Genomic DNA, 23,484 nt, shown 5'->3' on the forward strand with positions numbered 1-23,484 from the left:
ATGTGGCTGGAGGCAGTGCGTTCCGGTCACGACCGGCCGACCAAACTCGTGTTGTGGACCATGCGGCGGTTCAGCGGCGTGGAGGTTCCCGCCGTGCTCAAAGTGTTGTTCTACCGGCACAGGTTCTTCGGGTCGCCGCTGTCGGAGCTGATCCAGGACATCATGCGCGGACCGTCGTACTGGACCGTCGCCGAACGGGAGATCTTCGCGACGCATACCTCGCAGGCCAACGAGTGCCCGTTCTGCGCCACCTCGCACGAGGCGATCGCGGGCGCCTACATCGACGCCGACGTGGTGACCCGCGCCTTGGCCGACGGCGCGGACTCCCCGCTGCGTCCCGAGGCACGCGCGATGCTGGCCTTCCTCGCGAAGATGGCTCGTGACCCGGGCGGGTTGACCGCCGAGGACGCCGCGCTGGTCCGGCTGGCGGGCGTCTCCCGGGAAGCGTTCGACGAGGCCGTCTGGGTCGGCACTTGCTTCAACGTGATCAACCGGATGATGAACACGGTCGGAGCGGGCCCGTTGGAGGACGCGCAGCGCAGCGTGAGCGCCCGATTCATCAAACTCGCCGGCTACCGTATGCCGCCTCCGGTGACATTGTTCTCGCGCGGCGTCTGACCGCATTTCACCCGATCCGCTCGCATGCCGGATCCATGTGTGTTTTCCTCGAATGGTGAGCCAAGTCCACTTGGGGCACATTTTCCACATCGCCGGAAGTCCCGCAGCCGGCGATGCGGCCGACGCGTTGGCCGATCTGCCGGACGGTGCGCTGATAATCGGGGAAAGCGGCCGGATAGTATTCTGCGGATCGCGCTCCGATATCCCGGCCGAGCACCGCGCCGGAGAAGTGTTCGATCATCGTCCAGGATTCCTGCTTCCCGGATTCGTCGACACGCATATCCACTTCCCTCAGACCTTCGCGGGCGATGCCTACGGCGGCGGCCAACTGCTGGAGTGGCTCGAATTATGTATGTACCCCGCGGAATCCCGTTATGCCGATCCAGAATTCGCGCTATCGGCGGCCACCGAGTTCTGTGCACGGCGCATCGCAGCGGGGACCACGGCGGCGATGGTCTTCGGCTCGGCGTTCCCGCATGCGCAGGACGCCCTGTTCACCGAGACCCGGCGGCGTGGTCTGCGGATTGTCGCAGGCCGGGGAATCCAAACGACCGGAGCGGATGCGGCGGCGCCGCTGATCACCACCGAAGACGACGCCATCCGATTGACGAGCGAAGAGATCGACAAATGGCATGCCGCCGACACCGGTGACGTGGACACGGCGCTGCTGCACGTGGCGGTCGTTCCGCGATTCTCGCTGGCGGTTACTCGCACGACGCTGAAAAACCTGGGCGATCTCTATGATTCGGTACGCGAACGCGGCGTCTATTTCCACAGTCATCTCAACGAGAACAACCGCCCTGGCACCGGCGAAGTCGATGCCACCAAGCAGGCGTACGACGTGGCGACCTATCTGGACACCTACGACGGGAAGTTCCTGCCCGGGTCGGCCGTGGGCGGCAAGAGCATGCTCGGCAAGCGCGCCATTCTCGCCCACTGCGTGCACTGCCAGGACGACGAACTGCGGCGGATGGCCGAAACCGGCACGTCGGTCGCGCACTGCCCGGTATCGCAGCAGTTCCTCGGTTCCGGCACGATGCCGTGGAAGCGGGCGCTCGCCTCCGGCGTCACGGTGGCCGCGGGCACCGATTACGGCGGTGGCGACGAATGGCTTATTCCACAGGTACTTTCCGCCGCATTCAAAGTGCACATCTCCGAACCGGGCGAGCAGGGCGTGTCGATGCATCCCGCGGAAATGCTGTTCACCGGCACGCTGGCCGGTGCGCGTGCCTTGGATATGGAGAACCGTTTCGGGAATTTCGACGTCGGTAAGGAAGCCGACTTCATCGTGGTCGAACCGGCGCGTGTTCCAGCGCTGGAAAGCACGCTGGCATACGGCGTTCGCTCCGACGACCCCGTACTGGCCCGGGATCAGACACTGTTCGCCTTGCTGATGGGTATCCGAGAGCCCGCGATCACCGAGGTCTACGTGCGGGGCCGTCGCGTCGACGTCGTGTAGCGCCGATGAATGCCGCGGCGACCGTCGTAACGGTCTTTCACCGGCCGGCGAACGACGCGGCCTTCCGGGACTGGTTGGCGCGGCTGACCGAAATCGCCCGCGCGATGCCCGGGTTCACGCATTCCTCTGTCGCGGTGACCGAGAGCCCGATGCTCGAACCGGGATTCAGCGTCACATTCCGATCCGAGTCATTGCTGCACGAATTCCTGGACTCGGCCGAACGGGCAGCCACCGTCGCCGATGGTGAAGCGCGCGGCTTCCATTGCAAGAGCGCCGATCTGATCATCGTCGAGGGAGAGTCGCCGCCGCCGGGCGTCTGCGTGTTCCGGCACAGTGTCGCACGCGACAAGGAATTCGAATTCGAGGCGACCGAGGCGCAGCTCGTCGCGGCGAGTTCGAGATTTCCGGGATTCGAGGGCGCCGCCCTTTTCCCGGCGGACGGCGGCCGCTGGTTCTCGGTGCTCCGATTCCGGACACAACGGCAGTTGACGGAATGGCTGCGCTCGGACGAACGCGCCGCCGCGCTACCGGAATTGCGTTCGAAGCTGACCGAGGACTTCACCGTGGACGCGCACACCACGCCGTTCGGATCTACCGTCCGCACGGTCGACGGCGAGACCAGGATGACACCGACTTGGAAGACCGCCATGCTGGTGTTGCTGGTGTTGTATCCGACGGTGATGGTGCTGTCCCGATTTCTCGGTCCGGCGCTCGACCGGCTCGGCGCGCAGCCGTGGCTGGCGTTGTGGCTCAGCCAGATCGTGAGCGTGGGCGTGATGAGCTATTTCCTCTCACCCGCGGTCGCGCGCCGGTTCCGCCGGTGGCTGGACCCGGTCGACGGCGCGAACCCGCGGATCAGCATCGTCGGAGCGGCGGTGGTCGTTGTCCTCTACGCGCTGACACTGCTGCTGTTCGCGTCGGTGCGCTGGCTGCAGTACTGGGACTACGACTGAAGACTCAGGACAGGTCGAGGTGCCGGTTCATCGACATCGCCGCCTCGGCGAGGTCGGCGAGCTCGACCACCGTGACCCCCGCCTGCCGCAGTTTCTCCACGCCCACGCAGTTCGCCACGAATGTCGACGGCTCGCGCCACGCGATCACCACGACCGGAATACCGGCCCGCAGTATCCGGTCCGTGCACGGCAGCCGATCCTTCGACCCCCGCTCCGAGCAGGGTTCCAGCGTGCTGTAGATCGTGGCACGCGCCAGCCGGGGATCGGCCGGGTCCACCTTGCGGAGCGCGGCCTCCTCGGCGTGCTCCTTGGGATCGGACTCACGCGAATAGCCGGTGGCGATCTCCGCACCATCGGCGACGATCACCGCACCCACCGAGAACGCGCCCTCCGCCACCGGGCACAAGCGCGCGAGTTCGATGGCCCGGTTCATCCAGTAATGGTGGTCGGGCTCGGTCACCGGAATCAATCTCCTTCGACTCGTCCTGCGGAAGATGAAAAAAGCCCCTCACCTGCGCGAACAGATGAGGGGCTTTGGCGGTGGCGGAGGGATTTGAACCCTCGGAGGGGGGTTACCCCTCACACGCTTTCGAGGCGTGCTCCTTAGGCCGCTCGGACACGCCACCGCCGACAACCATACCGGACCGGTGCCGGATCACTAAATCGCCTGTAGACCTGGGGTGTGGGTGGGCTCAGCGCTGGGTGCGGAAGAACTCGTCGAGCAACGCCGCGCATTCGTCCGCGAGCACTCCGCCGCGTACCTGCGGCCTGTGGTTGAGACGGCGGTCACGCACCACGTCCCACAGCGACCCGACGGCGCCGGTCTTCGGCTCCCACGCGCCGAAGATCAGACGGCCCACCCGCGCGAGCACCAGGGCACCAGCGCACATGGTGCACGGCTCCAGCGTCACGGCGAGCGTGGCGCCCTCCAGCCGCCACCCGTCACCGTGGACCGCGGCGGCACGACGCAGCGCCAAGATCTCCGCGTGCGCGGTCGGATCGCCCAGCGCCTCCCGCGCGTTCGCGGCTCGGGCGAGTTCCATTCCGGCGGAGTCGAACACGACAGCACCGACGGGTACGTCACGCTCCCCGGCGGCCGCCGCGGCGGCGATGGCCGCCCGCACCATATCGGCGTCAGCGGAAAACGGGTCGTGCGGGAGAACGCGCACGTCAGCGCGGCAGTTTGTCCAGCACCGCGGCGAATTCACCGGCGAAGCCGAGACGCTCGGCGATCATGCCGAGCTGCTCATCCGGATAGAGATCGGTCTCGGCGAGGATGACGCTCAGCACCGGTTCGGGCAGGCCGAGATCGGCGAGCACACCGAGGTCGCCCTCCTCCCACGGCTCCACGTCGTCCAATTCATCCGGATCGATATCGGGGATTTCCACGTTCAGGGCCTCTAGGACGTCCGCGGCGATGTCGTAATCGATCGCGGCTGTGGCGTCCGAGACGAGCATCCGGGTTCCGCTCGGCGCGGGACGGAGCACGATGAAGAACTCGTCGTCGATGTCGAGCAATCCGAACACCGCTCCGGAGCTGCGCAAAGCCTTCAGTTCGTTTTCCGCGGCGGACAAATCGGTGAGCGCGTCCCGGCTCAGCGGACTGCACCGCCATTTGCCTTCTTCGCGGACAACCGCCACTGCGAACCCTTCCACGTCGTCGTAATCGTCCGACGCCGCCCTGTTCGTGCCCGAGCGCTGTGCTGCCATGGCCGCAACGGTAGTCTGCTCGAGCGGAAATGTTGAAGTCGTATGCCAATCTGTTCGGGTGACTTCGGCGAAGAAAGCACCCGTGTGCGTCCTCGGGACCGGTTTGATCGGTGGGTCGCTGTTGCGTGCGGCCGTCGGCGCGGGCTACGACGGCTGGGGATACAACCGCTCCGCGGTGGGTGCGCAGGCCGCCCGTGCCGACGGATTCGACGTCACCGAAGACCTACCTGCCGCGCTGCGGCGCGCCGCGGAGACCGACGCGCTGATCGTCGTCGCGGTGCCGATGCCCGCGGTGGACCACATGCTCTCGGCGATCGCCGACTACGCGCCGGAATGCGCGCTCACCGATGTGGTGAGCGTGAAAGGGCCGGTCGCGGCGGCCGTACGTGAACACGGACTCGCCGAGCGGTACGTCGGCGGCCATCCGATGGCCGGTACGTCCGAATCCGGCTGGGCCGCCACCGATCCCACGTTGTTCCGCGACGCGGTGTGGGCGGTCGGCGTCGACAAGGGCACACGGGTCGACCCGTGGAGCCGCGTCGTGCGCCTGGCGCTGGATTGCGGCTCGGTGGTGGTACCGGTCGTGGCCGCGGAACACGATCGCGCCGTGGCCCGCATCTCCCACCTTCCGCATGTGCTCGCCGAGGCACTGGCCCTGGCGGGCGCCACCGGAGGTGAGCTCGCGCTGGGACTCGCGGCCGGGTCGTTCCGGGACGGCACTCGCGTCGCGGGCACGGCGCCCGACCTGGTTCGCGCGATCTGCGAACCGAATTCCGCGGCGCTACTGGAAGTTCTGGACGAGACACTCACCGTGCTCGGCGCGGCGCGCGACAGCCTGCGCGACAAGCAATCCCTCGCGGACCTGGTCGAAGCCGGGCACGACGCGCGACAGCGCTATGAATCCGCGCGCCGCTGGGAGATCACGGACATTCGTCCCGGCGACCGCGATTGGCTGGAAGACCTGCGGGCGGCAGGCGAGCGCGGTGGGGTCATCACCCGGCTGAACTGACCGCGCGAGAACCGTCCCCTCCCCGACATTCCAGAGTCGTCCGGCCGCTGCCGATCGCGGGTGAACACTTCGCGACGTTTTCTCCGGCGGAGGTCCATCCGCGTCCAGCTGCGCGAGTCTGGGCAGCTCCGACGACACTGCCTCCCGTCCAGTAGTCGCGGCGCCGAGAGACCGGCCGCGGGTGTCGACCCGGCGCGGCCTTCGGTGGCAGGCGCGTTCCGGGAGCGCCGGTGGCGATCACCGGAACCTCGGGGCTCGACGACCCGGGTCCTCGGCACGAAAGCCTCGACTCGCGCAGCCAGGTCGTGGGCCGTCACGCGGTGCCGCGTCAGATCCGTTCGGCCAGCCCCGGGTAGTCCAGCAGGAAGCCGTCGGCGTCCACCGTGACCGTCGCGCTGGAGACCGGCGACAGCACGCTGATGCCGTCGGCGGCGCTGCTGTAGACCAGCGTGGCCTCTTGGACGAGCAGGTCGGGCAGACGGACGTAGACCACAGGGACCTGGACGTCCTCGACCGCGTGCTGCAGGTCGTAGCGGCGGATCGGCAGGGTGTTGAAGAACGGGCTGAGCACCACGTCCACGTCGAGTGCTCCGGCGAAGGTGGAGCGCACGTGGTTGCCGCCCGCGTCGACGAGCCAGTAGTTCTCCTCGTCGCGGGCGATGGAGGCGTGCCGCTCCCCGGCGGCCGTCGTGGTGCGCAGCGACAGCCGCTTCGTCACGCCGTTCTCGTCGGTGACCAGGTCGTACGACGCGCTGAACGCGGGGTGGTCGGCGCCGGCCCCGCCGATCATCCGCCCGGTGGCGCGGATGCGGTTGCCATTGAGCTGTACCCGCACCGACTCCATCCGGGTCGCGTCGTGGGCGCGCCAGGTGAGGATCGCCGGCCACCGGGATTCCTGCGTGTTCGCGGCGGGGCTCTCGGGGTCGGAGGCTGGGGTCGTCACGTATCTACCGTAAGCGACGTCCGGCCCCCGCCCGTAGAACCGCCGCTCATCACACGAGCGACTCCCGCCACGCCGCGTGCAGGTCGGCGAACCGGCCGGTCCCCGCGATCAGGGCATCCGGCGCGCCGTCCTCGACGATCCGGCCGGACTCGAGCACCAGCACCCGGTCCGCGATCGCCACCGTGGACAGCCGGTGCGCGATGATCACGGCCGTGCGGCCGCGCAGCACGGTCTCCAGCGCCCGCTGCACCAGCCGTTCGCTGGGGATGTCCAGGCTCGACGTGGCCTCGTCCAGCACGATCACGGCGGGATCGGCCAGGAACACCCGCGCGAACGCGACCAGCTGCCGCTGCCCCGCCGAGAGCCTGCCGCCGCGCTTGCGCACGTCGGTGCCGAAGCCCTCGGGCAACGCCTGCACGAAGTCGTACAGGCCGACCGCGCGGGCCGCCGCGAACACCTCCGCGTCGGTGGCCTCCGGCCTGCCCAACCGGATGTTGTCGGCCACCGAACCGGAGAACAGGTAGGACTCCTGGGTGACCATCACCACGTTGCGGCGCAAATCGGCGTCGGACAGCAGGCGCAGGTCGACGCCGTCCAGGGTGACCACGCCGCCGGACGGGTCGTAGAACCGCGTCAGCAGCTTCGCCAGCGTCGACTTGCCCGCACCGGTCGCACCGACCAGGGCGATGATCTGCCCGGCCGGGATGTCCAAGGTGAACTCCGGCAGCACCGGTCGCGTCCGGCGATCCGACCGCACCGGCGAATCCGCGGACGGTACCGGCAGAGCGTCGGCAGGCGCGTTCGACTCCGCCGCGACGGCGCTGCTCGGCGAGCGCCCGCCGACACTCCTGGGCGCACCGGGCGGGACGTGCGAACCGGCCAACGGCTTGCCGGTCGCGGCCAGGCCTCGCACATCCGACGGGCTGTCCGGTTCGTCACCGGTCGGGGCGCCGCCCGGCCGGACCGCCGAATCACCCACCGCGCCGGCATGACGGCCGCCGTCGTCCAGCCGGACGGCATCCGACTTCTCGGATGCGCCGCTGTCGGCTGTCGAACCGGCCGCGTAGCCGAACCACACCTTCTCCATCCGTACCGCGCCGGACGCCTTCGCCAGGGCGATCGGCCGCGCCGGCTCCGGCACGGACGGCTCCTCCTCGAGCACTCCCGAGATCTTCTCCAACGCGGCCGCCGCGGACTGGTAGGCGTTGAACACCTGCGCCAGCTCGTCCAGCGGCCCGTAGAACTCGTTGAGGTACAGCAGGTAGGCCGCGAGCACGCCGACCGCGAGATCGCCCTCGATCACGCGCCAGGCGCCGACCACGATGATGGTCACCGTGGTGAGGTTGCCGAGCAGTTTGGTCAAACCCGCGTAGTCGCCCATGCCGCGCATGGCCGCGGTGGTCGCCTGGCGGTATTCGGAGTCCTCCACCGCGAGCACCGACTCGTTGCGCTGCTCCCGGCGGAACGCCTGCACCGCCCGCATGCCGCCCATCGACTCGACGAACTGCACGACCACCTTGGCGATCGCGGCGCGCGTGCGCCGGTAGCCCGCTCGCTGCCTGCGCTGCGCCCAGCGGGTGACCAGCGCCAGGGGAACGAATCCGATCAGCACGATCGCGGCGAGCGCCTGGTCCAGGTAGATCAGCAGCGCCGCGATGGTCAGCACCGACAGGATCGCGCTCAGCGCCTGGTTGAGCGCACTTTCCAGCAGTTCCTGCAGCGTCTCGATGTCGCCGGTGAGCCGCGCCACCACCTTGCCGGAGGTGTACTTCTCGTGGAAGGCGACGCTGAGCCGCTGCACATGTGTGAACGCGCGCACACGCAGGTCGAACAACACGCTCTGGCTGAGCCTGCCGGTCACCCGCAGGAAGGAGTACGTACAGATCGAGCCGAGCATGATCGAGCCGACGTAGCCGCCCACGGTCCTGGCCAGCGGCGCCCAGTCGCCCGCGACACCGCGCGCGATGCCGGTGTCCAGCGCGTGCGCGACGAACAGCGGCGCGGACACCTTCGCGATGTTGTCCAGCACGATGAGCACCAGCGCGAGGCCGGTGAGCTTGCGGTAGGGCCTGACCAGGTCGAGCAGCAGCCGCCGGGAGCGTCCGGCCAGCACCAGGTTCCCGGTCTCGGTGACCTCCTTGTCCTCGCCCGCGATGCCGCGCCAGTCGGCCGCGCCTTCCGCACGGGTCGGATCACTCTCCGGCGCTTCGTCTTCCGAGATAGTGGTCGTAGTACTCACAGCTACTCACCTCCCATCAGTTCGCGGTAGCTCTTACTGGTGCGCAGCAATTGATCGTGGGTGCCCTCCGCGACGACCCGGCCGTCGGCGAGCACCGCCACCCGGTCGGCCAACGCGGCCGTGGACGGACGGTGCGCGACGAGCAGCGTGGTCGCGTCGGCCAGCACGGTACGCAGGCGTTCCTGCACTCGCTCCTCGGTCTCCACGTCGAGCGCGGACAGCGGGTCGTCGAGCACCATGATCCGGCTGCGCCTGCCTCCGCCCGCGCCGGTGAGCACCGCGCGAGCCAGCGCGAGGCGCTGCCGCTGGCCACCGGACAGGCTCAAGCCCTGTTCACCGATCCTGGTGTCCAAGCCCCAGGGCAGGTCGTCGACGAACGCGGTGGCCTGCGCGACCTCCAGGGCGCGGCGCACATCGGCGTCCGTGGCGGACGGGTCGCCGAGCGCGACGTTCTCCCGCACACTCGCCGAGAACAACACCGGTTCCTCGAAGGCGACCGACACCAGCGATCGCAGGTCGGCGACCCGCATCGCCGCGATGTCGATGCCGTCGATGGTGATCGCACCGCCCGTCACGTCGTACAAGCGCGGGATCAAGTTGAGCAGCGCCGTCTTGCCGCTTCCCGTCGCGCCGACCAGCGCCACCGTCTCGCCTGGGCGCACCCGCAACGACACCTCGCGCAGCACCTCGTTCTCCGCGTCGGGAAAAGCGAAACGCACAGCCTCCAATCGCAATTCACCACGGATGCGGTCCGGCAAGCGCACCGGATCGGCCGGATCGGTGATGTCGACCGGGGTGTCGATGATCTCCCAGTATCGGTCGGCAGCGGTGCGCGCGTCGTTCAGTTCCGCGAGCAGGAAGCCGGTCCAGATGATCGGCCACTGCAGGAAGGTCGCCAGCGTGATGGCCGCGATCAAGGTGCCGAGCGTCATCGTGCCGTGCGCCACCGCGTACCCGCCGTAGCCGAGCGCGAACGCGATGGCCAGTTGCGGAATGCTCAGCATGCTCGACCACAACGTCGCGTCCAGGCGCGCTTTCAGCAGCTCGGTCTGCCGCAATTCCTGCGCCTGGGCGGTGAAGCGGCGGCCGAAGAACACGCCTCGCCCGAACGCCTTGAGCACCCGAACGCCCTGCGCGGACTCCTCGGCCGTGGTGGCCAGGTCCCCGGACTGGTCCTGCGAATGCCGCGAGGCCACCGCGTACCTGCGCTCGAAACGAATGCAGATGAACACCAGCGGAATGGCGATCACCGCGAAGATCAGCCCGATCTGCGGGCTCAGCCCGATCAGCACGAGCAGGCCTACCGGAATGATCCCGCAGTGGATGAGCAGGAACGGTCCCGCGAACGAGACGAACCGGCGCATGGTGGCCAGGTCCTCGATCGCGCGGGACAGCAGCTGACCCGACTCCCACGCGTCGTGCCTGCCGATCGACAACGCTTGCAGCTTCCGGAAGATCTTGGCGCGCAGCGTGATCTCGATTCGCGTCGCGGGGGCGGCGATCAGCCAGCGGCGTCCCCACACGCCACCGGCCTCGACCAGGCCGAGCGCCAGGACCACGGCCACCGGCCCGAGCGCGCCCGCGAGATCGCGGTGGGCGACCGGGCCGTCGATGATCCGCGCGATCATCAGCGGGATGACGACGGCCGTCAGGCCGGACAGCAGCGCCAGTCCGCTGGCGGCGAGCAGAATGCGGACGTGCGGACGCAGGTACGGCCAGAATCGGCGCAGGGAATGCAAGCGGCCCGTGGCGGCGGGCCGCTCCGTTCTGTCGGCCTCCGATTCGGCCGACGAAACGTCCAGCGTGACAGACAAGACTCCCCCTGTAGGTATGTGACTGGCGGCGGAGAACGAGACCCACGGTGATGTTCGCAGCAGGGTCCGACATCTCAGGGTCGCACCGGAACGCTCGTCGACCAACCGATTTTCCGGCCGCCGCCGGACATCCACGGCTCGTCGCGGCGACGGATTCGGCACTCATTCGCCCAGTTCACAACCTCTAGCGAACTCGAGGTCAAGTCGCGCGGATCCAGGCTCCGGCTGCTCATCGCCGGATACCCGCGGGTCACCGATCGCGACCGCTACCTCGAGACCTAGCTCTAGCCGACGCCCGCGGTCTCCGACTCCCACTCTTGCGGCGCGTCCGGGAAAGCCTGCTGCTGGTGGCCGCCGCGCAGCGTGCCCTCCAGATAGGCTGCCCGGCAGGCGCGGCGGGCGATCTTGCCGCTGGAGGTGCGCGGGATCGACCCCGCGGGCACCAGCAGCACGTCACGGACCATGACGCCGTGGCGGCGCGCGATCGCGGCACGCACCGTGTCGGCGACCGGCTCCGGCTCGAGCTTGCCCGCGCGGGCATTGCGCTCCGCGACGATCACCAGCTGCTCGGAGGTGTCCTCGGCGTCGAACCTCAGACCGGACTGGCTGCCCTGCTCGAAGACCAGCGCGGGCAGTTCGTTGGCGGGTACCGAGAACGCCGCGACGAAGCCGGGGCGCAACGCCGTGCTCGATTCCTGTGCCGAGAACTCCAGATCTTGCGGATAGTGGTTGCGGCCGTCCACGATGACCAGGTCCTTGACCCGTCCGGTGATGTACAGCTCGCCGTCGAGGTACGCGCCGAAGTCGCCGGTGCGCATCCAATTGGCGTCCTGCGGCGTGCCCTCCGCGTGACTGCCCTCGGGCAACCGAGCGGTCAGCTCGGCACGGAAGGTGGCGGCGGTCTCCTCGGGACGGCCCCAATACCCGGTGCCCATGTTCTCGCCGTGCAACCAGATCTCGCCGACCTCGCCGTCACGCCTTTCTGTGCCGTGCTCCGGGTCCACGATCACCGCCCACTGCGACCGCGCGACATATCCGCAGGACACCTGTGCGATCGCGTTGACCGCGTCCGCCGCGACCTCGACCATCCGCCCGGCGTTCAGCTCGGCCCGATCGACATAGACCACCTTCGCCTTGTCCTCGGCCCTGGTGGCGGAGACGAACACCGTCGCCTCGGCCATGCCGTAGCACGGTTTGATCGCCGTCTCCGGCAACCCGTACGGCGCGAACGCCTCGTTGAACTTCTTCATCGACGACACCGACACCGGCTCGCTGCCGTTGATCAGCCCGATCACATTCGAGAGGTCCAATTTCTCGCCGGGCTTGGGTCTGCCGCGCGCCGCGGCGTGCTCGAACGCGAAGTTGGGTGCGGCGGCGAAGGTTCCGGCGCCGTCCGACGCGGCGGCCAGTTCCTTGATCCAGCGATAAGGACGGCGCACGAACGCGCTCGGCGACATGATGGTGATGAACCCGCCGCCGACGGTCGGCAGGATCACGGCCAGCAGACCCATGTCGTGGAACAACGGCAGCCAGGTGACCCCGCGCGAATTCTCGGTGACGCCGATGGCGTCGATCATCTGCAGCAGATTCGTGCCCACCGCGCGGTGGGTGATCTCCACGCCCGCGGGCGTCCTGGTGGAACCCGAGGTGTACTGCAGGTAGGCGACGCTGTCGATGTTGATGTCCGGGCGCACCCACGAAGCGCCGACACTGTCCGGGATGGCCTCCACCGCGATGATCCGCGGACGCTCCTGCGGCGGCAGGTGCCGGAAGAATTTCCGCACACCGCTCGCCGCCGAGCCCACCGTGAGGATCGCGGCGGGCTTGCAGTCGCCGAGCACCGCGTGCAGCCGGTCGGTGTGGCCCTGCTCCTCCGGATCGAACAGCGGAACCGCGATATTTCCCGAGTACACCGCGGCGAAGAGCGAAACGACGTAGTCGAGTCCTTGCGGAGCGAGGATCGCCACCCGGTCGCCCGGGCGCGTGACCTGTTGCAGCCGGGCGGCCACCGCGCGCAGGCGCACACCGAACTGCCGCCAGGTGAGTTCCAGGTATTCGCCGTCCCGCTCCCGGGAGTAGTCGATGAAGCGGTAGGCGAGGTCGTCGCCGTTCTCCACGCTGTGCTTGTCGACGAAGTCGATCAGGGTCTTGTCCCCACGAATCTCGATATTGCCCTGATCGTCCAGATAGTCGTCGAAAGTTTCGTCGATCATCGCCTTATCCTTTTCCAGCGCACAGACACTCGGGCCGTGCAATGACACCGAACACAGGTCGATAACGAAGCGTCGGGAAGGCTAGCAGGTGTCCCGGCCACCTGGCCCTCAGTACCGGCCGAAGGCGAGCGCGACATTGTGCCCGCCGAAACCGAACGAATTGTTCAAGGCGTAATCGATACGGCCCGGCCTGCTTCCGCCGTGCACCACATCCAGATCGATCTCGGGATCTTGATTGTCCAAATTCAATGTGGGCGGAATGATTTCGTCCCGAACGGTGAGCACCGTGAGCACCGATTCGAGCGCGCCGACCGCGCCGATGGAATGCCCGAGAGCCGATTTCGGCGCGTAGACCGACGCATGGGTGCCAACGGCCTCGCCGATCGCACGCGCCTCCGCCGTGTCGCCGATGGGAGTGGCGGTCGCGTGCGCGTTGACGTGCGTGACATCGGACTTGGCCAGGCCCGCCGTCCGCATCGCCCGCGACATCGCGCGCGCGGCGCCGGTGCCCTCGGGATCCGGCGCGACCAGATGGAAGCCGTCGGAGGTGACGCCCGCGCCCATCAGCCGGGCGTGAATGGTCGCGCCGCGCGCTTTGGCGTGCTCCTCGGTCTCCAGCACCATCAGCGCGCCCGCCTCACCGAAGACGAAGCCGTCGCGGTCGGCGTCGAAGGGACGGGAGGCGCTCTTCGGCGCGTCGTTCCGGGTGCTCATGGCACGCATCATGGTGAACGCCGCGATCGCGAGCGCCTGGATGGAACCCTCCACGCCGCCGGTGACCATCACGTCGGCGTCGCCCATGACGATCATCCGCCATGCGTTGGCGATCGCCTCCGCACCGGAGGAACAGGCCGAGACCGGCGTGGTCACCCCGGCCCGCGCACCGATCTCCAGCGCGACGCAGGCCGCCGCGCCGTTCGGCATCACGGCATGGACCGTGTACGGCGACACCTTGCGGTAACCGCCGTTGTGCAGCTTGTCCCGAGCGTGGATGATCGCCTCCGCGCCGCCGAGCCCGGTGCCGATGGACACCCCGAGACGGCGCGTGTCCACCTCGGGACTGCCCGCGTTGCGCCAGACCTCACGCCCGAGCACGACGGCCAACTGCTCCACGTAAGCGAGCCTGCGGGCCTCGGCGGCGTCCAGATACGCGGCGGGCGGCACCTTCAGATGCCCGCCGATGCGGACCGGCAGCTCGAATTCGTCGATGAACTCGTCTTCCAGGACGTCGATACCGCTGTCGCCGTTGAGCAAGCCTTTCCACGTGGAATCCACGTCACCCGCGATGGACGTGGTCGCCGCCAGGCTGGTGACCACGACCGAGGGAAACTGTCCGTTTCTAGTGGAAGGCATCTGCATGTTTCGCTCACTTTCCCTAGCGTCGCTCTGGAACTTCGTCGAGCAAAAGCAATGCGCGAGCGCGCCACCAGGATCGTGGGCGGCCCGCGCGGATGGCACTGGAGCGCAGGCGGATCGGCCGGTCATCACGTCCGGGTGCGACCACCCTTGTGCATTATTGGAAAAGCGCACCGATCGCACGGCGTGACACGCGGACCGTACCAGGTGCCGGGGACGATGGTCGCGTTGTTCGGGGAACGCCTCGGACGACTCGAGTAACCTGCTCCCCGGGCACAGGACGCGCGGGCGGCGTCCGGTGTGGACGCGAGAAAGGGAAGGTCGTTGACGGGCGCGCGGATGGTCGGGCTGTTCGCCGGGATCGGCGGACTCGAGCTCGGCCTCGGCAGGCACGGCTGGCACACCGAGTTGCTGTGCGAGATCGAGCCCGGAGCCCAAGGCGTGCTCGCCGCCCGTTTCCCGGACGTGCCGCTGCATTCCGACATCACGAGACTCCGCGCCATCCCGGCGGGAACGGAACTGGTCGCGGCGGGATTCCCGTGCCAGGACCTCTCCCAGGCGGGGCGCACCGCCGGTATCACCGGCACGCGCTCGGGTCTGGTCGACGAGGTGTTCCGCCTGGTTCGCCGGAAGCGGGGCCCACGCTGGCTGCTGATCGAGAACGTGCCGTTCATGCTGCAACTCGGCCGCGGCGCGGCCATGCGGCACATCACGGGCGCGCTCGACGAGCTCGGCTACACCTGGGCCTACCGGGTGGTGGACGCCCGCGCGTTCGGCCTGCCCCAGCGCAGGCAGCGGGTGCTGATGCTGGCGTCCCGCACCGAGGACCCGCGCGGGGTGCTGTTCGGCGAGGACGCCGGTCCCCGCGCGATCGGCGATCCCGAGATCGATCCGTGCGGCTTCTACTGGACCGAGGGGGTGCGCGGACTGGGCTGGGCGGTGAACGCGGTTCCGACCCTGAAGGGCGGCTCCGCGCTCGGCATCGCCAGCCCGCCCGCGGTGCGGCTGCCGTCCGGGGAGATCGTCACGCCCGGCATCGCCGACGCCGAACGTCTGCAAGGTTTCGACGCGGGCTGGACGGCGCCCGCGACCGACGTGCCCGGCATCAGGAAGGGCCACCGCTGGAAACTGGTCGGCAACGCGGTGAGCGTGCGAATGGCGGCCTGGGTGGGGTCCCGGCTGGCCGCTCCGCTCGCACCGATCTCCGGCGAGCAACCGCTGTCGCCGGGCACTCCGTGGCCGGTCGCCGCATGGGGACACAACGGTGCCGCCTATCGGGTGCCGGTTTCCACGTGGCCGGTGCACGAGCCGTACGAGGACCTGGCCCACTTCCTCACCGACGCGCAGTTGCTCTCCGCCCGCGCGACGGCCGGATTCCTGCGCCGCACCACTATGGGCAGTCTGCGCTTTCCGCCCGGCTTCCTCGCCGACGTGGAAAGCCATCTCGATCGGATGGGTGGATGGGCGGCATGACCCGCAGGCCCACGACCGACGCGGTGACCAGCGCGAGGATGGCGCGTCAACGGCGCACCGGAACCGATCCGGAGCTGGCGCTGCGCCGGGAACTGCACCGGCGCGGGTTGCGCTACTTCGTCGATCGCGCGCCGATCCGGGGACAGCGCAGGCGCGCCGACCTGGTGTTCCCGCGCAGGCGCATCGCGGTCTACGTGGACGGGTGCTTCTGGCACCGCTGCCCGCAACACGCCACCGACCCGAAGAACAACGCCGAGTGGTGGGCGGCCAAACTGGCGGGCAACGTGGCCAGGGACCGGGCCACCGACGCGGCGCTCATCGCCGCGGGATGGCACGTGGTCCGCGTCTGGGAGCACGAAGATCCCGTCAGTGCGGCCGACCGCGTGCAGGCCGCGCTGTCAGCGGTGTCGCACCCGCACGAGTGAACGCGGAGCGTGGGCGGCCAGATAACCGGACGCCACCATCACCGTCATGACCGCGATTCCGGCGGCGGCAGTCGCGAAACCGAGCATGGGGACCTCCTCGAGTTGCAGCTGTCGACCAGCGTGCCGGGCGAAGCTGACAAGACCCTGTGTGCCGGATGGTAATGACGTGTGCGGCCCGCCGCTGTCCGGCGCGCTCGAGCGACCAGCAGAATGAAGGCGTGACGAGTGGCCCGAAGATCGCTGTTCGGCGCGTACGACCGGCGATGGTGCTGGTCGCCGCGGCGATCGCGATCGCTGGGATCTGCTACTCGTCCTGGGTGCTGCAGTTCGTGCTCGGCATCGACCTCGACCCGGTCGACACGTTCCTCAGCGAACTGGACGCGGAGGGCAAGCCGTACCGGGAGGTGTTCGCGACCGCCGACCTGATCGTCGGGGTGGTCCTCGCGCCCGCGGCGATCGCGGGCCTGGTGTTGTTCCCGCGCCGCAGACTGACCAACGTCGGCTGGGTCGCGCTGTTCTGCTTCGGCGCGGCGACCGTCGCCGACGTACTGCTGCCGCTGCACGACTGCGTCCCCGGTGAGAGCGGGTGCGGCGGCCCGAGTGAACTATTCCCGCAACTGCATCAGCCGCACGCGCTGACGAGCACGCTGGCGGTCACCTCGATCGCGGTCGCCGCCTTCGCCTTCAGCCTCGCCGCGTTCCGCTATCGACGCTGGCGGGTGCTGCGCGAATCCGGCCTGGTCGTGCTGGTGATCGGCTCGCTGGCGACGGTGTGGATGCTGGTGGCCGACAACCTGCCCGGGAACTACGCCCTCGGCATCGCCCAGCGGATCCAGGTGGGCGCGATGTCGCTGTGGTTGATCGCGCTGGCCGCCGCGGTGATCGTGGAGGGCCGGGAACCTGCGCATGGCCGCGCCGAGCGCCGTGGGATGCTGTCGCCCATGAGTGATCGCGTGAACATCGCCTCGGGTTCGGAGTTCGAAGACATCGTCGGCTATTCGCGGGCGGTCCGGCTCGGCGATGTCATCGCGGTCAGCGGCACGACCGCGTCGGCCCCCGGCGGCACGGCGGTCGGCGGCGACGACATCGGCGAGCAGACCAGGGAAACGCTGCGGCGCATCGCCGCGGCGCTGGAAGAGGCGGGCGCGAGCCTGGCCGACGTGGTGCGCACCCGCATCTTCGTCACCGACATCGCCCGCTGGCCCGAGGTCGCGAAGGCGCACGCCGAGGTCTTCGACGAGATCCGTCCCGCGACGGCGATGTACGAGATCAAGGCGCTGATCACCCCGGCCTTGCTGGTCGAGATCGAGGCCGACGCGATCGTCGGCGGGTAGATCGCCGAGCGGGCTTCCAGGCCGCCGTGGTCTGTCCGGCTACCTGCCGAACTGGCGAGCCGTCATGCCGCCGAAGCGGATGGATCGTCGCGCGAAACGAGCGGCGATCGCACTCATCCCAGATCGCCCCAGCCCGCTGGCAGTCCTGGGCGGAATCACGGCTTGTCGCCCACGACGGCGGCACGCCCATCGCTAGGGTCGAAACCGTGACCACCGCCTCGCAGACTCCCGTGCACCTCGACACCGTCGCCGAGGCGACCGCACGCCTGCTCGACACCATCCGCGGCCTCGACGAGCACGCCGTCACCGAGCCCTCCCTCCTGCCCGGCTGGACCCGCGGCCACGTCCTCGCGCACCTCGCCCGCAACGCCGACAGCTTGGTGAACCTCCTGCTGTGGGCGCACACCGGCGTCGAAATCCCGCAATACGCCAGCCCTTTCCTGCGCGACGCCGACATCGAGGCGGGCGCACCCCGTCCACTCGCCGAACAGCTCGCCGACAACGAGGCCGCCGCGACCCGTTTTCTCGGCCTCGCACGCTCCCTCACCGACGACGCATGGCGAGCACAGGTCCGCACCCGCCAGGGCCGCCCCATCCCCGCAACCGAAGTCCTGTGGATGCGCTTGCAAGAGGTCGAAATTCACCACGTAGACCTGAACGCGGACTACCACCCCGCCAACTGGCCCGCCTCCTTCGTAGCCCGGATCCTCCCCCAGGCCACCGCCGACCTCACCCGCCTCACCGCCGACACCCCCCTTGCCATCACCATCCAGGCCACCGACACCGACTTCACCGCCCCCATCGGCCCCTCACCCACCGACACCATCTCCGGCCCAGCCGCCTCCCTCGCCGCCTGGCTCCTCGGCCGCACCCCCGGCACCGACCTCACCGGCCCCCTCCCCACCCTCCCCGCCTGGAAGTAACCACGAGTGGCACACCACTGCGGCATCGCCCGAGAAGCCGTCTCGCTGGTGTGCCACTCGCGAGCGTCACCTACATGGATGTAATGCGAGAAGGCCCCTCCGTTGGTACCGGAGGGGCTTCTACCTGCGTGCGCCCGAAGGGATTCGAACCCCTAACCTTCTGATCCGTAGTCAGATGCTCTATCCGTTGAGCTACGGGCGCATGTGTTATTCAGTTGTACCCGGTTTCCCGGGTGTGGCGGAGGCGAGAGGATTTGAACCTCCGGTCCCCGTGAAGGGACAACTCATTAGCAGTGAGTCCCATTCGGCCGCTCTGGCACGCCTCCTGGAGCCTTCTCTTCGAGGGCACCGGTCCTTTCGAACCGCCGAGCAGAAAGGTTACAGGAGCTACCGACCAGATCACAAAACGGCTGGTCAGCGTAGGTTGCTGTCGAACCAATCGAAGATTCTGGTCTGCGAATCGACCGCGTCCCCATCGTCCGCCTCGGAGGTGTCGGCTCGGTGATGCAGGCCGGAGTAGGTGACCACCAGGCTGGCAACCGCGGCGCGGGCGGTCGCGTCGCGTAGCTCGTCCACCTGGGCGGGCGGGGTGGATGGGTCGTCGACGCCGAACAGGCCGAGCCACGGCGCCTGCAGGTTGGGCGCGGCGCGCACGAGGGCGTCGGCCTGCTCGGTGAGCGGCTCGGTGATGCCGTGCGCCGCGACGCTCACCGCGGCGCCGATCGGGCGATTGGTCGCGACCAGGAACGCGGCGGTGCCCGCGGAGTCGAACCCGAGCACGCCGATGGTGTCGGGGAACACCCCCCGCCGGGTGAGCCAGTCGAAGCAGGCGTCGAAGTCCGCGAACAGCTCGTCGCCGAAGACCCCGGCGCCGGGTTCACCGTCGCCCCGATGGAAGAGTTTGGGCGCGACCACCGTCCAGCCCTCACCGGCCAGCGCGTTCATCAGGTCGCGTAACGCGCCGCTGAACTCGCGCGACTCGTGCAGCAGCACGATGCCGCCGCGGGCGTTTCCATCCGGCTCCACCACCGTGATGGGCACCTGCCCACCGCTGGCCGGCCGCTCGTCTTCCTGGTCGCTCGCCCGCAGCGGAGCCAAATCGTCGTAGGTGCCCGACATGAAACCAGCGTAGGGCGAGTTGCTGAACTTCGGTAGAAGTTGCACGTGAGGGCCTATATCCCAGAGAATTTCCGGTACGCCGATCGGGCTTTTCCCGGCGCCGATTAGGGTTGGAGTGTGACAGCGCAGATCCGGCCGGACCTCGAATCGATCCCGGCGTACACCCCCGGCCGCAGCAATCCCGGCGCGGTCAAGCTGGCCAGCAACGAGACGACCGTCGGTCCGCTGCCCGCCGCCGCCAAAGCCATCGCCGAAGCGGCCGAGCTGGCCAACCGGTATCCGGACAATCAGGTGACCGAGTTGCGGACGGCGCTGGCCGAGTTCCTCGGGGTCGGCTTCGAGAATGTCGCGGTCGGCTGCGGCAGCGTGGCGCTGTGCCAGGAGCTGGTGCAGATCACCTGCTCGTCACCGTCGGACGAGGTGCTGTACGCGTGGCGCTCGTTCGAGGCGTATCCGATCGTGACCAAGGTGGGCAACGCCACCGCGGTGCAGGTGCCGCTCACGGCCGGTCAGGTGCACGATCTGGACGCGCTGGCCGCCGCCGTGACCGAGCGGACCAAGTTGATCTTCGTCTGCAACCCGAACAACCCGACCGGCACCGCGGTCGGCCGAACCGAGCTGGTCCGGTTCCTCGACGCCGTGCCGTCGCACGTGCTGGTGGTGCTCGATGAGGCGTACTACGAATACGTGCGGCTCGCCGACCGCCCCGACGGCGTCGAGATCGGCCGGACCAGACCCAATGTGGTTGTGCTGCGCACCTTCTCCAAGGCGTACGGCCTGGCCGGGTTGCGGGTGGGCTACGCGGTGGGCGATCCGGCCGTGATCACGGCGCTGCTGAAGGTGCACATCCCGTTCAGCGTGAGCAGGCTCGCGCAGGCGGCGGCGATCGCGTCGCTGGAGTCACGCCACGAATTGCTGCATCGCACGGACGTTCTGGTCGTCGAACGCGAGCGGGTGCGCGACGCGTTGGTGGCGGCGGGATACCCGGTGCCGCCGAGTGAGGCGAACTTCGTCTGGCTGCCGCTGGGCGCGCGCAGCGCCGAGTTCGGCGAGGCCAGCGCGGCGGCCGGGGTGCTGGTGCGGCCGTACGGGACCGACGGGGTGCGCGTCACCATCGGCGACCCGCACGAGAACGACCTGTTCCTGAGCTTCGCCAGCGCCCCGGAGGTGCTCGCCCGGTTCCTGGGTTAGCGGACGCCTATCGCGGGCGCGATCGTGGGCCAGGAGAGGGCGAGCTCGTCCTCCCAGTACGGCCAGGAGTGCGTGCCGGTGGCCCGGAAGTGCGCGGTGACCGGGATGCCGAGCGACCGCAGCCGGTCGGTGAGCCGCCGGGTGCAGGCGTTGGTGGCGGCCTCCAGCGGGCCGCCGAACGTGATGGCGCTGGGCAGGTCGACATTCGGCGTCCCCGGCACGTCGTGCACACCTGGCAGGCCGCTGCCGACCGACAGGTAGATCGTCTTGCCCCGCAACGCGTCCGCGTGCAGGGTGACGTCGTGCGCCAGCCAGTCCGGGTCGTCCTGCTTGCCGAACATGTTGTCCGGCTCGCCCATGTAGGTGGCCACCACCGCCCGCGCCTGCGCCTGGCCGATGTCGGTGCCCATCGAAAAGCAGCCGCTGTGCGCCCCGATGGCTTTGTAGAGCGTCGGCTGCCGGAACGCGAGCATCATCGCGGCCTCCGCACCCATCGAGACGCCCATCACCGCGTTGGTGCCGTTGCCGTCGAACTTCGCGTCGATCAGCGGAGGCAACTCCTTGGTCAGGAATGTCTCCCACTTGTTGGTGCCGAGCACCGGGTCCGGCTGCTGCCAGTCGGTGTAGAAGCTGGCCGGCCCGCCGACGGTGAGCACGACGTTGACGTCCTTGTCGGCGTAGAAACGGTCGGCGTGCCCGAGTTCGGTCCAGTTGTTGCTGTCGGGGCTCGCGCTGCGGCCGTCGAGCATGTAGACGGTGGGACGCGGGCGCGACTGGTCGCGTGGCAGCAGCACCTGCACCTCGACCACCCGGCTCATCGCGGGCGAGGCGACGTAGACCCGCAGCCACCGATCGTTGATCGGTTCGATGCGCTCGATTCGCGGCGTCGAGGGCTGTTTACTGGTCGGCTCCGCCGGGCCGGGACCGTCCGACGATCCGGTGTTGACCGGCGGCGGATTGCCGGGCGCCGCCGTGACCTGGGGTGCACCGAATGACACCACACCGGAAACGAGTGCGGCACTGATCAGAGCGCTGGAAAGCCAACGCCGCACCCCGCGACACAGCATGCCGACCATCCTGCCAGAGATGTCGATGGCCGCAGGAAGGCCGTCGCCGTGTCGAAGACCACGCACCGTGCTCACCGGGCGGGCAGACCGTCCTGCCAGCGCCGCTCCACGCCGGTGAAACGCCACACCGCGACGGCGACCGCCCAGGTGAGCACGAACAGCCCGACGATGATGAACCCGAGATCACCGAGGTCGAGATTTCCGATCCAGGCGACGACGCCCGATCGGACCTCGAGCCGCTCGGCGAAGATCGAGACGATCTCCTGCCCGCCGATCAGCAGCGCCACGGCCACCGACAGTCCGGTGATCACCAAGTTGTAGTAGATCTTCCGCACCGGCTCGGCGAATGCCCAGTCGTAGGCGAAGCTCATGAACGAACCGTCCAGCGAGTCGAACAGCGCCATGCCCGCCGAGAACAGCACGGGCAGTACCAGGATGGAATACCAGGGCAGCCCGGTCGCCGCCGCGCCGCCCGCGATCACGAGCAGCCCGACCTCGGTGACGGTGTCGAAGCCGAGGCCGAACAGCACGCCCACCGGATACATGTGCCGCGGCCTGCGGACGAGGCCGAGCACCGGTCGCAGCAGCCGGTTGAGCAGGCCCCGGCTGTCCAGCTGCCGTTCCAGCTGCGCCTCGTCGAATTCGCCGCGGCGCATCTGCCGGAACACGCGCCAGATGCCGATTAGCGACGCCAGATTGAGCAGACCGATCAGGATCAAGAACGTGCCGGAGACGCTGGTGCCCCACAAGCCCGTCCAGCGTTGCAGGGCCGAATCCTCGTCCGCCAAGGTGGACGCCAGCGCCCGCACACCGAAGGCGAGCAAGGCCACGAGCACGAACACGACCGTGGAGTGGCCCAGCGCGAACCAGAAGCCGACCGTCCGGACCTTTTGCTTCCCACTCTCCGCCACCAATTTTCGAGTGGTGTTGTCGATGGCGGCGATGTGGTCGGCATCGAACGCGTGCCGCATGCCGAGCGTGTACGCCGTCACCCCGGGACCGATGCCGAACACCGAACCGTCGATCACATAATGGTTCGGCGCGACGAACAGCAGCAGCGTCCCCCAGCCGAGGACGTGCAGAGCCACGACGGTGATGGTCATTCCGATGACACTGCGCACGAGCGAACCCCTCGACCCCCGAAATGCAGACGCGTCAACGATACTCGACCGCACCGGCATCGGTCCGCGCCTCGGGGCGATCCAGCAAATCCAGCAAATCGCGGCACACCATCAGCACACCCGCCGTACGCTGAGCGCCGAGCCTTTTCCGGGTATCGAACTAGGACGGGCATGATCGCGCATCCACACTATCGGCGCCGAGGTCACCGCACTGCGCTGCACCGCACCGTGCGGACCGGCCGCCCGGTTCACAGTCGCGACGGCCCCCGTGTCTCCTGAGTTGGCCTCGAATAAAAGCTAATCCGTGGCATCTGCCATGCGCGGGCCACCCCGACGAAGCGGTGCCCGCTGCGCTTCCCGCGCGAATTCTCTGCTCGATTCGTCTGTTTCATCGCAGCACCTATGCCCGACCGGAGAAAACCGTGAATCCAGTGTCGCCCGTCTCCTCGATCGAGAACGAACCGGACACAAATCCTTTCCCGCCCGATCTGGAACGCCGGATGCGGGAGTGCGACGA

Annotated in this window: 20 protein-coding genes, 3 tRNA genes and 1 pseudogene; 10 read left to right on the forward strand and 14 right to left on the reverse strand. The window is 68.6% G+C overall.

What is annotated here, in order from left to right:
* Genes ACIA5H_RS31090 through ACIA5H_RS31100 form a run of 3 tightly spaced genes read left to right on the forward strand, consistent with a single transcriptional unit; the run spans nt 1 to nt 3,030 of the window.
* Nucleotides 1-618, forward strand: a complete 618-nt coding sequence (locus tag ACIA5H_RS31090) for a carboxymuconolactone decarboxylase family protein (protein ID WP_397079223.1) — start codon at nt 1-3, stop codon at nt 616-618.
* Between the two features lie 52 nt (nt 619-670).
* Complete coding sequence (locus ACIA5H_RS31095; RefSeq protein ID WP_397079224.1) at nt 671-2,077, forward strand: amidohydrolase family protein; 1,407 nt, start codon at nt 671-673, stop codon at nt 2,075-2,077.
* A 5-nt stretch (nt 2,078-2,082) separates the two neighbouring features.
* Nucleotides 2,083-3,030 (forward strand): antibiotic biosynthesis monooxygenase, encoded by a 948-nt coding sequence (locus tag ACIA5H_RS31100; RefSeq protein ID WP_379249947.1) that lies wholly within the window; start codon nt 2,083-2,085, stop codon nt 3,028-3,030.
* 4 nt (nt 3,031-3,034) lie between these two features.
* On the opposite strand, the gene ACIA5H_RS31105 is transcribed toward ACIA5H_RS31100, so the two are convergent.
* From ACIA5H_RS31105 to ACIA5H_RS31120, 4 genes are all read right to left on the reverse strand, one after another.
* On the reverse strand, nt 3,035-3,490 hold the full coding sequence (locus ACIA5H_RS31105; RefSeq protein WP_379249945.1) for a deaminase: 456 nt from the start codon (nt 3,488-3,490) through the stop codon (nt 3,035-3,037).
* A gap of 75 nt (nt 3,491-3,565) precedes the next feature.
* Nucleotides 3,566-3,656: transfer RNA gene (locus ACIA5H_RS31110), tRNA-Ser, on the reverse strand.
* Between the two features lie 66 nt (nt 3,657-3,722).
* Entirely contained in the window at nt 3,723-4,157 is a 435-nt protein-coding gene (locus ACIA5H_RS31115; RefSeq protein WP_356963511.1) for a nucleoside deaminase, read from the reverse strand.
* Between the two features lie 43 nt (nt 4,158-4,200).
* The gene (locus ACIA5H_RS31120) at nt 4,201-4,740 is read right to left on the reverse strand and encodes a tRNA adenosine deaminase-associated protein (RefSeq protein ID WP_355073031.1); all 540 of its coding nucleotides are present in this window, start codon (nt 4,738-4,740) and stop codon (nt 4,201-4,203) included.
* On the opposite strand from ACIA5H_RS31120, the gene ACIA5H_RS31125 reads away from it, so the two are divergent.
* Nucleotides 4,739-5,749, forward strand: coding sequence for a prephenate dehydrogenase (locus ACIA5H_RS31125; protein ID WP_379249943.1), 1,011 nt, complete (start codon nt 4,739-4,741; stop codon nt 5,747-5,749). The two genes, ACIA5H_RS31120 and ACIA5H_RS31125, sit on opposite strands and share 2 nt — an antisense overlap.
* Before the next feature lie 328 nt (nt 5,750-6,077).
* Here the strand turns inward: ACIA5H_RS31125 and ACIA5H_RS31130 are convergent, their stop codons facing one another.
* The 5 genes from ACIA5H_RS31130 to ACIA5H_RS31150 all read right to left on the reverse strand — a co-directional run bounded on the left by ACIA5H_RS31130 (nt 6,078) and on the right by ACIA5H_RS31150 (nt 14,317).
* Nucleotides 6,078-6,692, reverse strand: coding sequence for a putative glycolipid-binding domain-containing protein (locus ACIA5H_RS31130; RefSeq protein ID WP_379249941.1), 615 nt, complete (start codon nt 6,690-6,692; stop codon nt 6,078-6,080).
* A 49-nt stretch (nt 6,693-6,741) separates the two neighbouring features.
* Nucleotides 6,742-8,931: an ABC transporter transmembrane domain-containing protein gene (locus ACIA5H_RS31135; RefSeq protein ID WP_397079225.1), complete on the reverse strand. Its 2,190-nt coding sequence runs from the start codon at nt 8,929-8,931 to the stop codon at nt 6,742-6,744.
* A 2-nt stretch (nt 8,932-8,933) separates the two neighbouring features.
* Nucleotides 8,934-10,745 (reverse strand): ABC transporter ATP-binding protein, encoded by a 1,812-nt coding sequence (locus ACIA5H_RS31140; RefSeq protein ID WP_397079226.1) that lies wholly within the window; start codon nt 10,743-10,745, stop codon nt 8,934-8,936.
* A gap of 284 nt (nt 10,746-11,029) precedes the next feature.
* Complete coding sequence (gene fadD32 / locus ACIA5H_RS31145) at nt 11,030-12,958, reverse strand: long-chain-fatty-acid--AMP ligase FadD32 (protein ID WP_379249935.1); 1,929 nt, start codon at nt 12,956-12,958, stop codon at nt 11,030-11,032.
* A gap of 108 nt (nt 12,959-13,066) precedes the next feature.
* A complete protein-coding gene (locus ACIA5H_RS31150) occupies nt 13,067-14,317 on the reverse strand; it encodes a KasA/KasB family beta-ketoacyl-ACP synthase (protein WP_397079227.1) in 1,251 nt (416 codons plus the stop codon).
* 336 nt (nt 14,318-14,653) lie between these two features.
* Between ACIA5H_RS31150 and ACIA5H_RS31155 the strand changes: the two genes are divergently transcribed.
* The 5 genes and pseudogenes from ACIA5H_RS31155 (at nt 14,654) to ACIA5H_RS31175 (ending at nt 18,469) form a co-directional block, all read left to right on the forward strand.
* Nucleotides 14,654-15,787 carry a DNA (cytosine-5-)-methyltransferase gene (locus ACIA5H_RS31155; protein ID WP_356963509.1) on the forward strand — a complete coding sequence of 378 codons (1,134 nt, stop codon included), beginning with the start codon at nt 14,654-14,656 and terminating at the stop codon, nt 15,785-15,787.
* Entirely contained in the window at nt 15,784-16,212 is a 429-nt protein-coding gene (locus ACIA5H_RS31160) for a very short patch repair endonuclease (protein ID WP_355073042.1), read from the forward strand. Before ACIA5H_RS31155 ends, ACIA5H_RS31160 begins: the two co-directional genes overlap by 4 nt.
* Nucleotides 16,213-16,475: 263 nt before the next feature.
* A pseudogene (locus tag ACIA5H_RS31165) lies at nt 16,476-17,027 on the forward strand (DUF998 domain-containing protein); the annotation flags it as partial.
* A gap of 126 nt (nt 17,028-17,153) precedes the next feature.
* On the forward strand, nt 17,154-17,546 hold the full coding sequence (locus tag ACIA5H_RS31170; protein ID WP_379250143.1) for a RidA family protein: 393 nt from the start codon (nt 17,154-17,156) through the stop codon (nt 17,544-17,546).
* A 206-nt stretch (nt 17,547-17,752) separates the two neighbouring features.
* Nucleotides 17,753-18,469: a maleylpyruvate isomerase family mycothiol-dependent enzyme gene (locus tag ACIA5H_RS31175; RefSeq protein ID WP_397079228.1), complete on the forward strand. Its 717-nt coding sequence runs from the start codon at nt 17,753-17,755 to the stop codon at nt 18,467-18,469.
* A 129-nt stretch (nt 18,470-18,598) separates the two neighbouring features.
* On the opposite strand, the gene ACIA5H_RS31180 is transcribed toward ACIA5H_RS31175, so the two are convergent.
* From ACIA5H_RS31180 to ACIA5H_RS31190, 3 genes are all read right to left on the reverse strand, one after another.
* Nucleotides 18,599-18,671: transfer RNA gene (locus ACIA5H_RS31180), tRNA-Arg, on the reverse strand.
* A 34-nt stretch (nt 18,672-18,705) separates the two neighbouring features.
* Nucleotides 18,706-18,795 (reverse strand) — tRNA-Ser (locus ACIA5H_RS31185).
* 88 nt (nt 18,796-18,883) lie between these two features.
* Complete coding sequence (locus ACIA5H_RS31190; RefSeq protein WP_379249929.1) at nt 18,884-19,588, reverse strand: dienelactone hydrolase family protein; 705 nt, start codon at nt 19,586-19,588, stop codon at nt 18,884-18,886.
* Between the two features lie 117 nt (nt 19,589-19,705).
* Here ACIA5H_RS31190 and hisC point away from each other — a divergent pair, with 117 nt between their 5' ends.
* The gene (gene hisC / locus ACIA5H_RS31195) at nt 19,706-20,779 is read left to right on the forward strand and encodes a histidinol-phosphate transaminase (protein ID WP_397079230.1); all 1,074 of its coding nucleotides are present in this window, start codon (nt 19,706-19,708) and stop codon (nt 20,777-20,779) included.
* Here hisC and ACIA5H_RS31200 read toward each other — a convergent pair.
* Together ACIA5H_RS31200 and ACIA5H_RS31205 are read right to left on the reverse strand one after the other, a co-directional pair.
* A complete protein-coding gene (locus ACIA5H_RS31200; RefSeq protein WP_397079232.1) occupies nt 20,776-21,780 on the reverse strand; it encodes an alpha/beta hydrolase in 1,005 nt (334 codons plus the stop codon). The two genes, hisC and ACIA5H_RS31200, sit on opposite strands and share 4 nt — an antisense overlap.
* A 137-nt stretch (nt 21,781-21,917) precedes the next feature.
* Nucleotides 21,918-22,949 carry a HoxN/HupN/NixA family nickel/cobalt transporter gene (locus ACIA5H_RS31205; protein ID WP_397079234.1) on the reverse strand — a complete coding sequence of 344 codons (1,032 nt, stop codon included), beginning with the start codon at nt 22,947-22,949 and terminating at the stop codon, nt 21,918-21,920.
* Nucleotides 22,950-23,484: the final 535 nt, after the last annotated feature.

The sequence above is a fragment of the Nocardia sp. NPDC051900 genome (genome assembly GCF_044452545.1).
Lineage (GTDB): Bacteria > Actinomycetota > Actinomycetes > Mycobacteriales > Mycobacteriaceae > Nocardia > Nocardia sichangensis.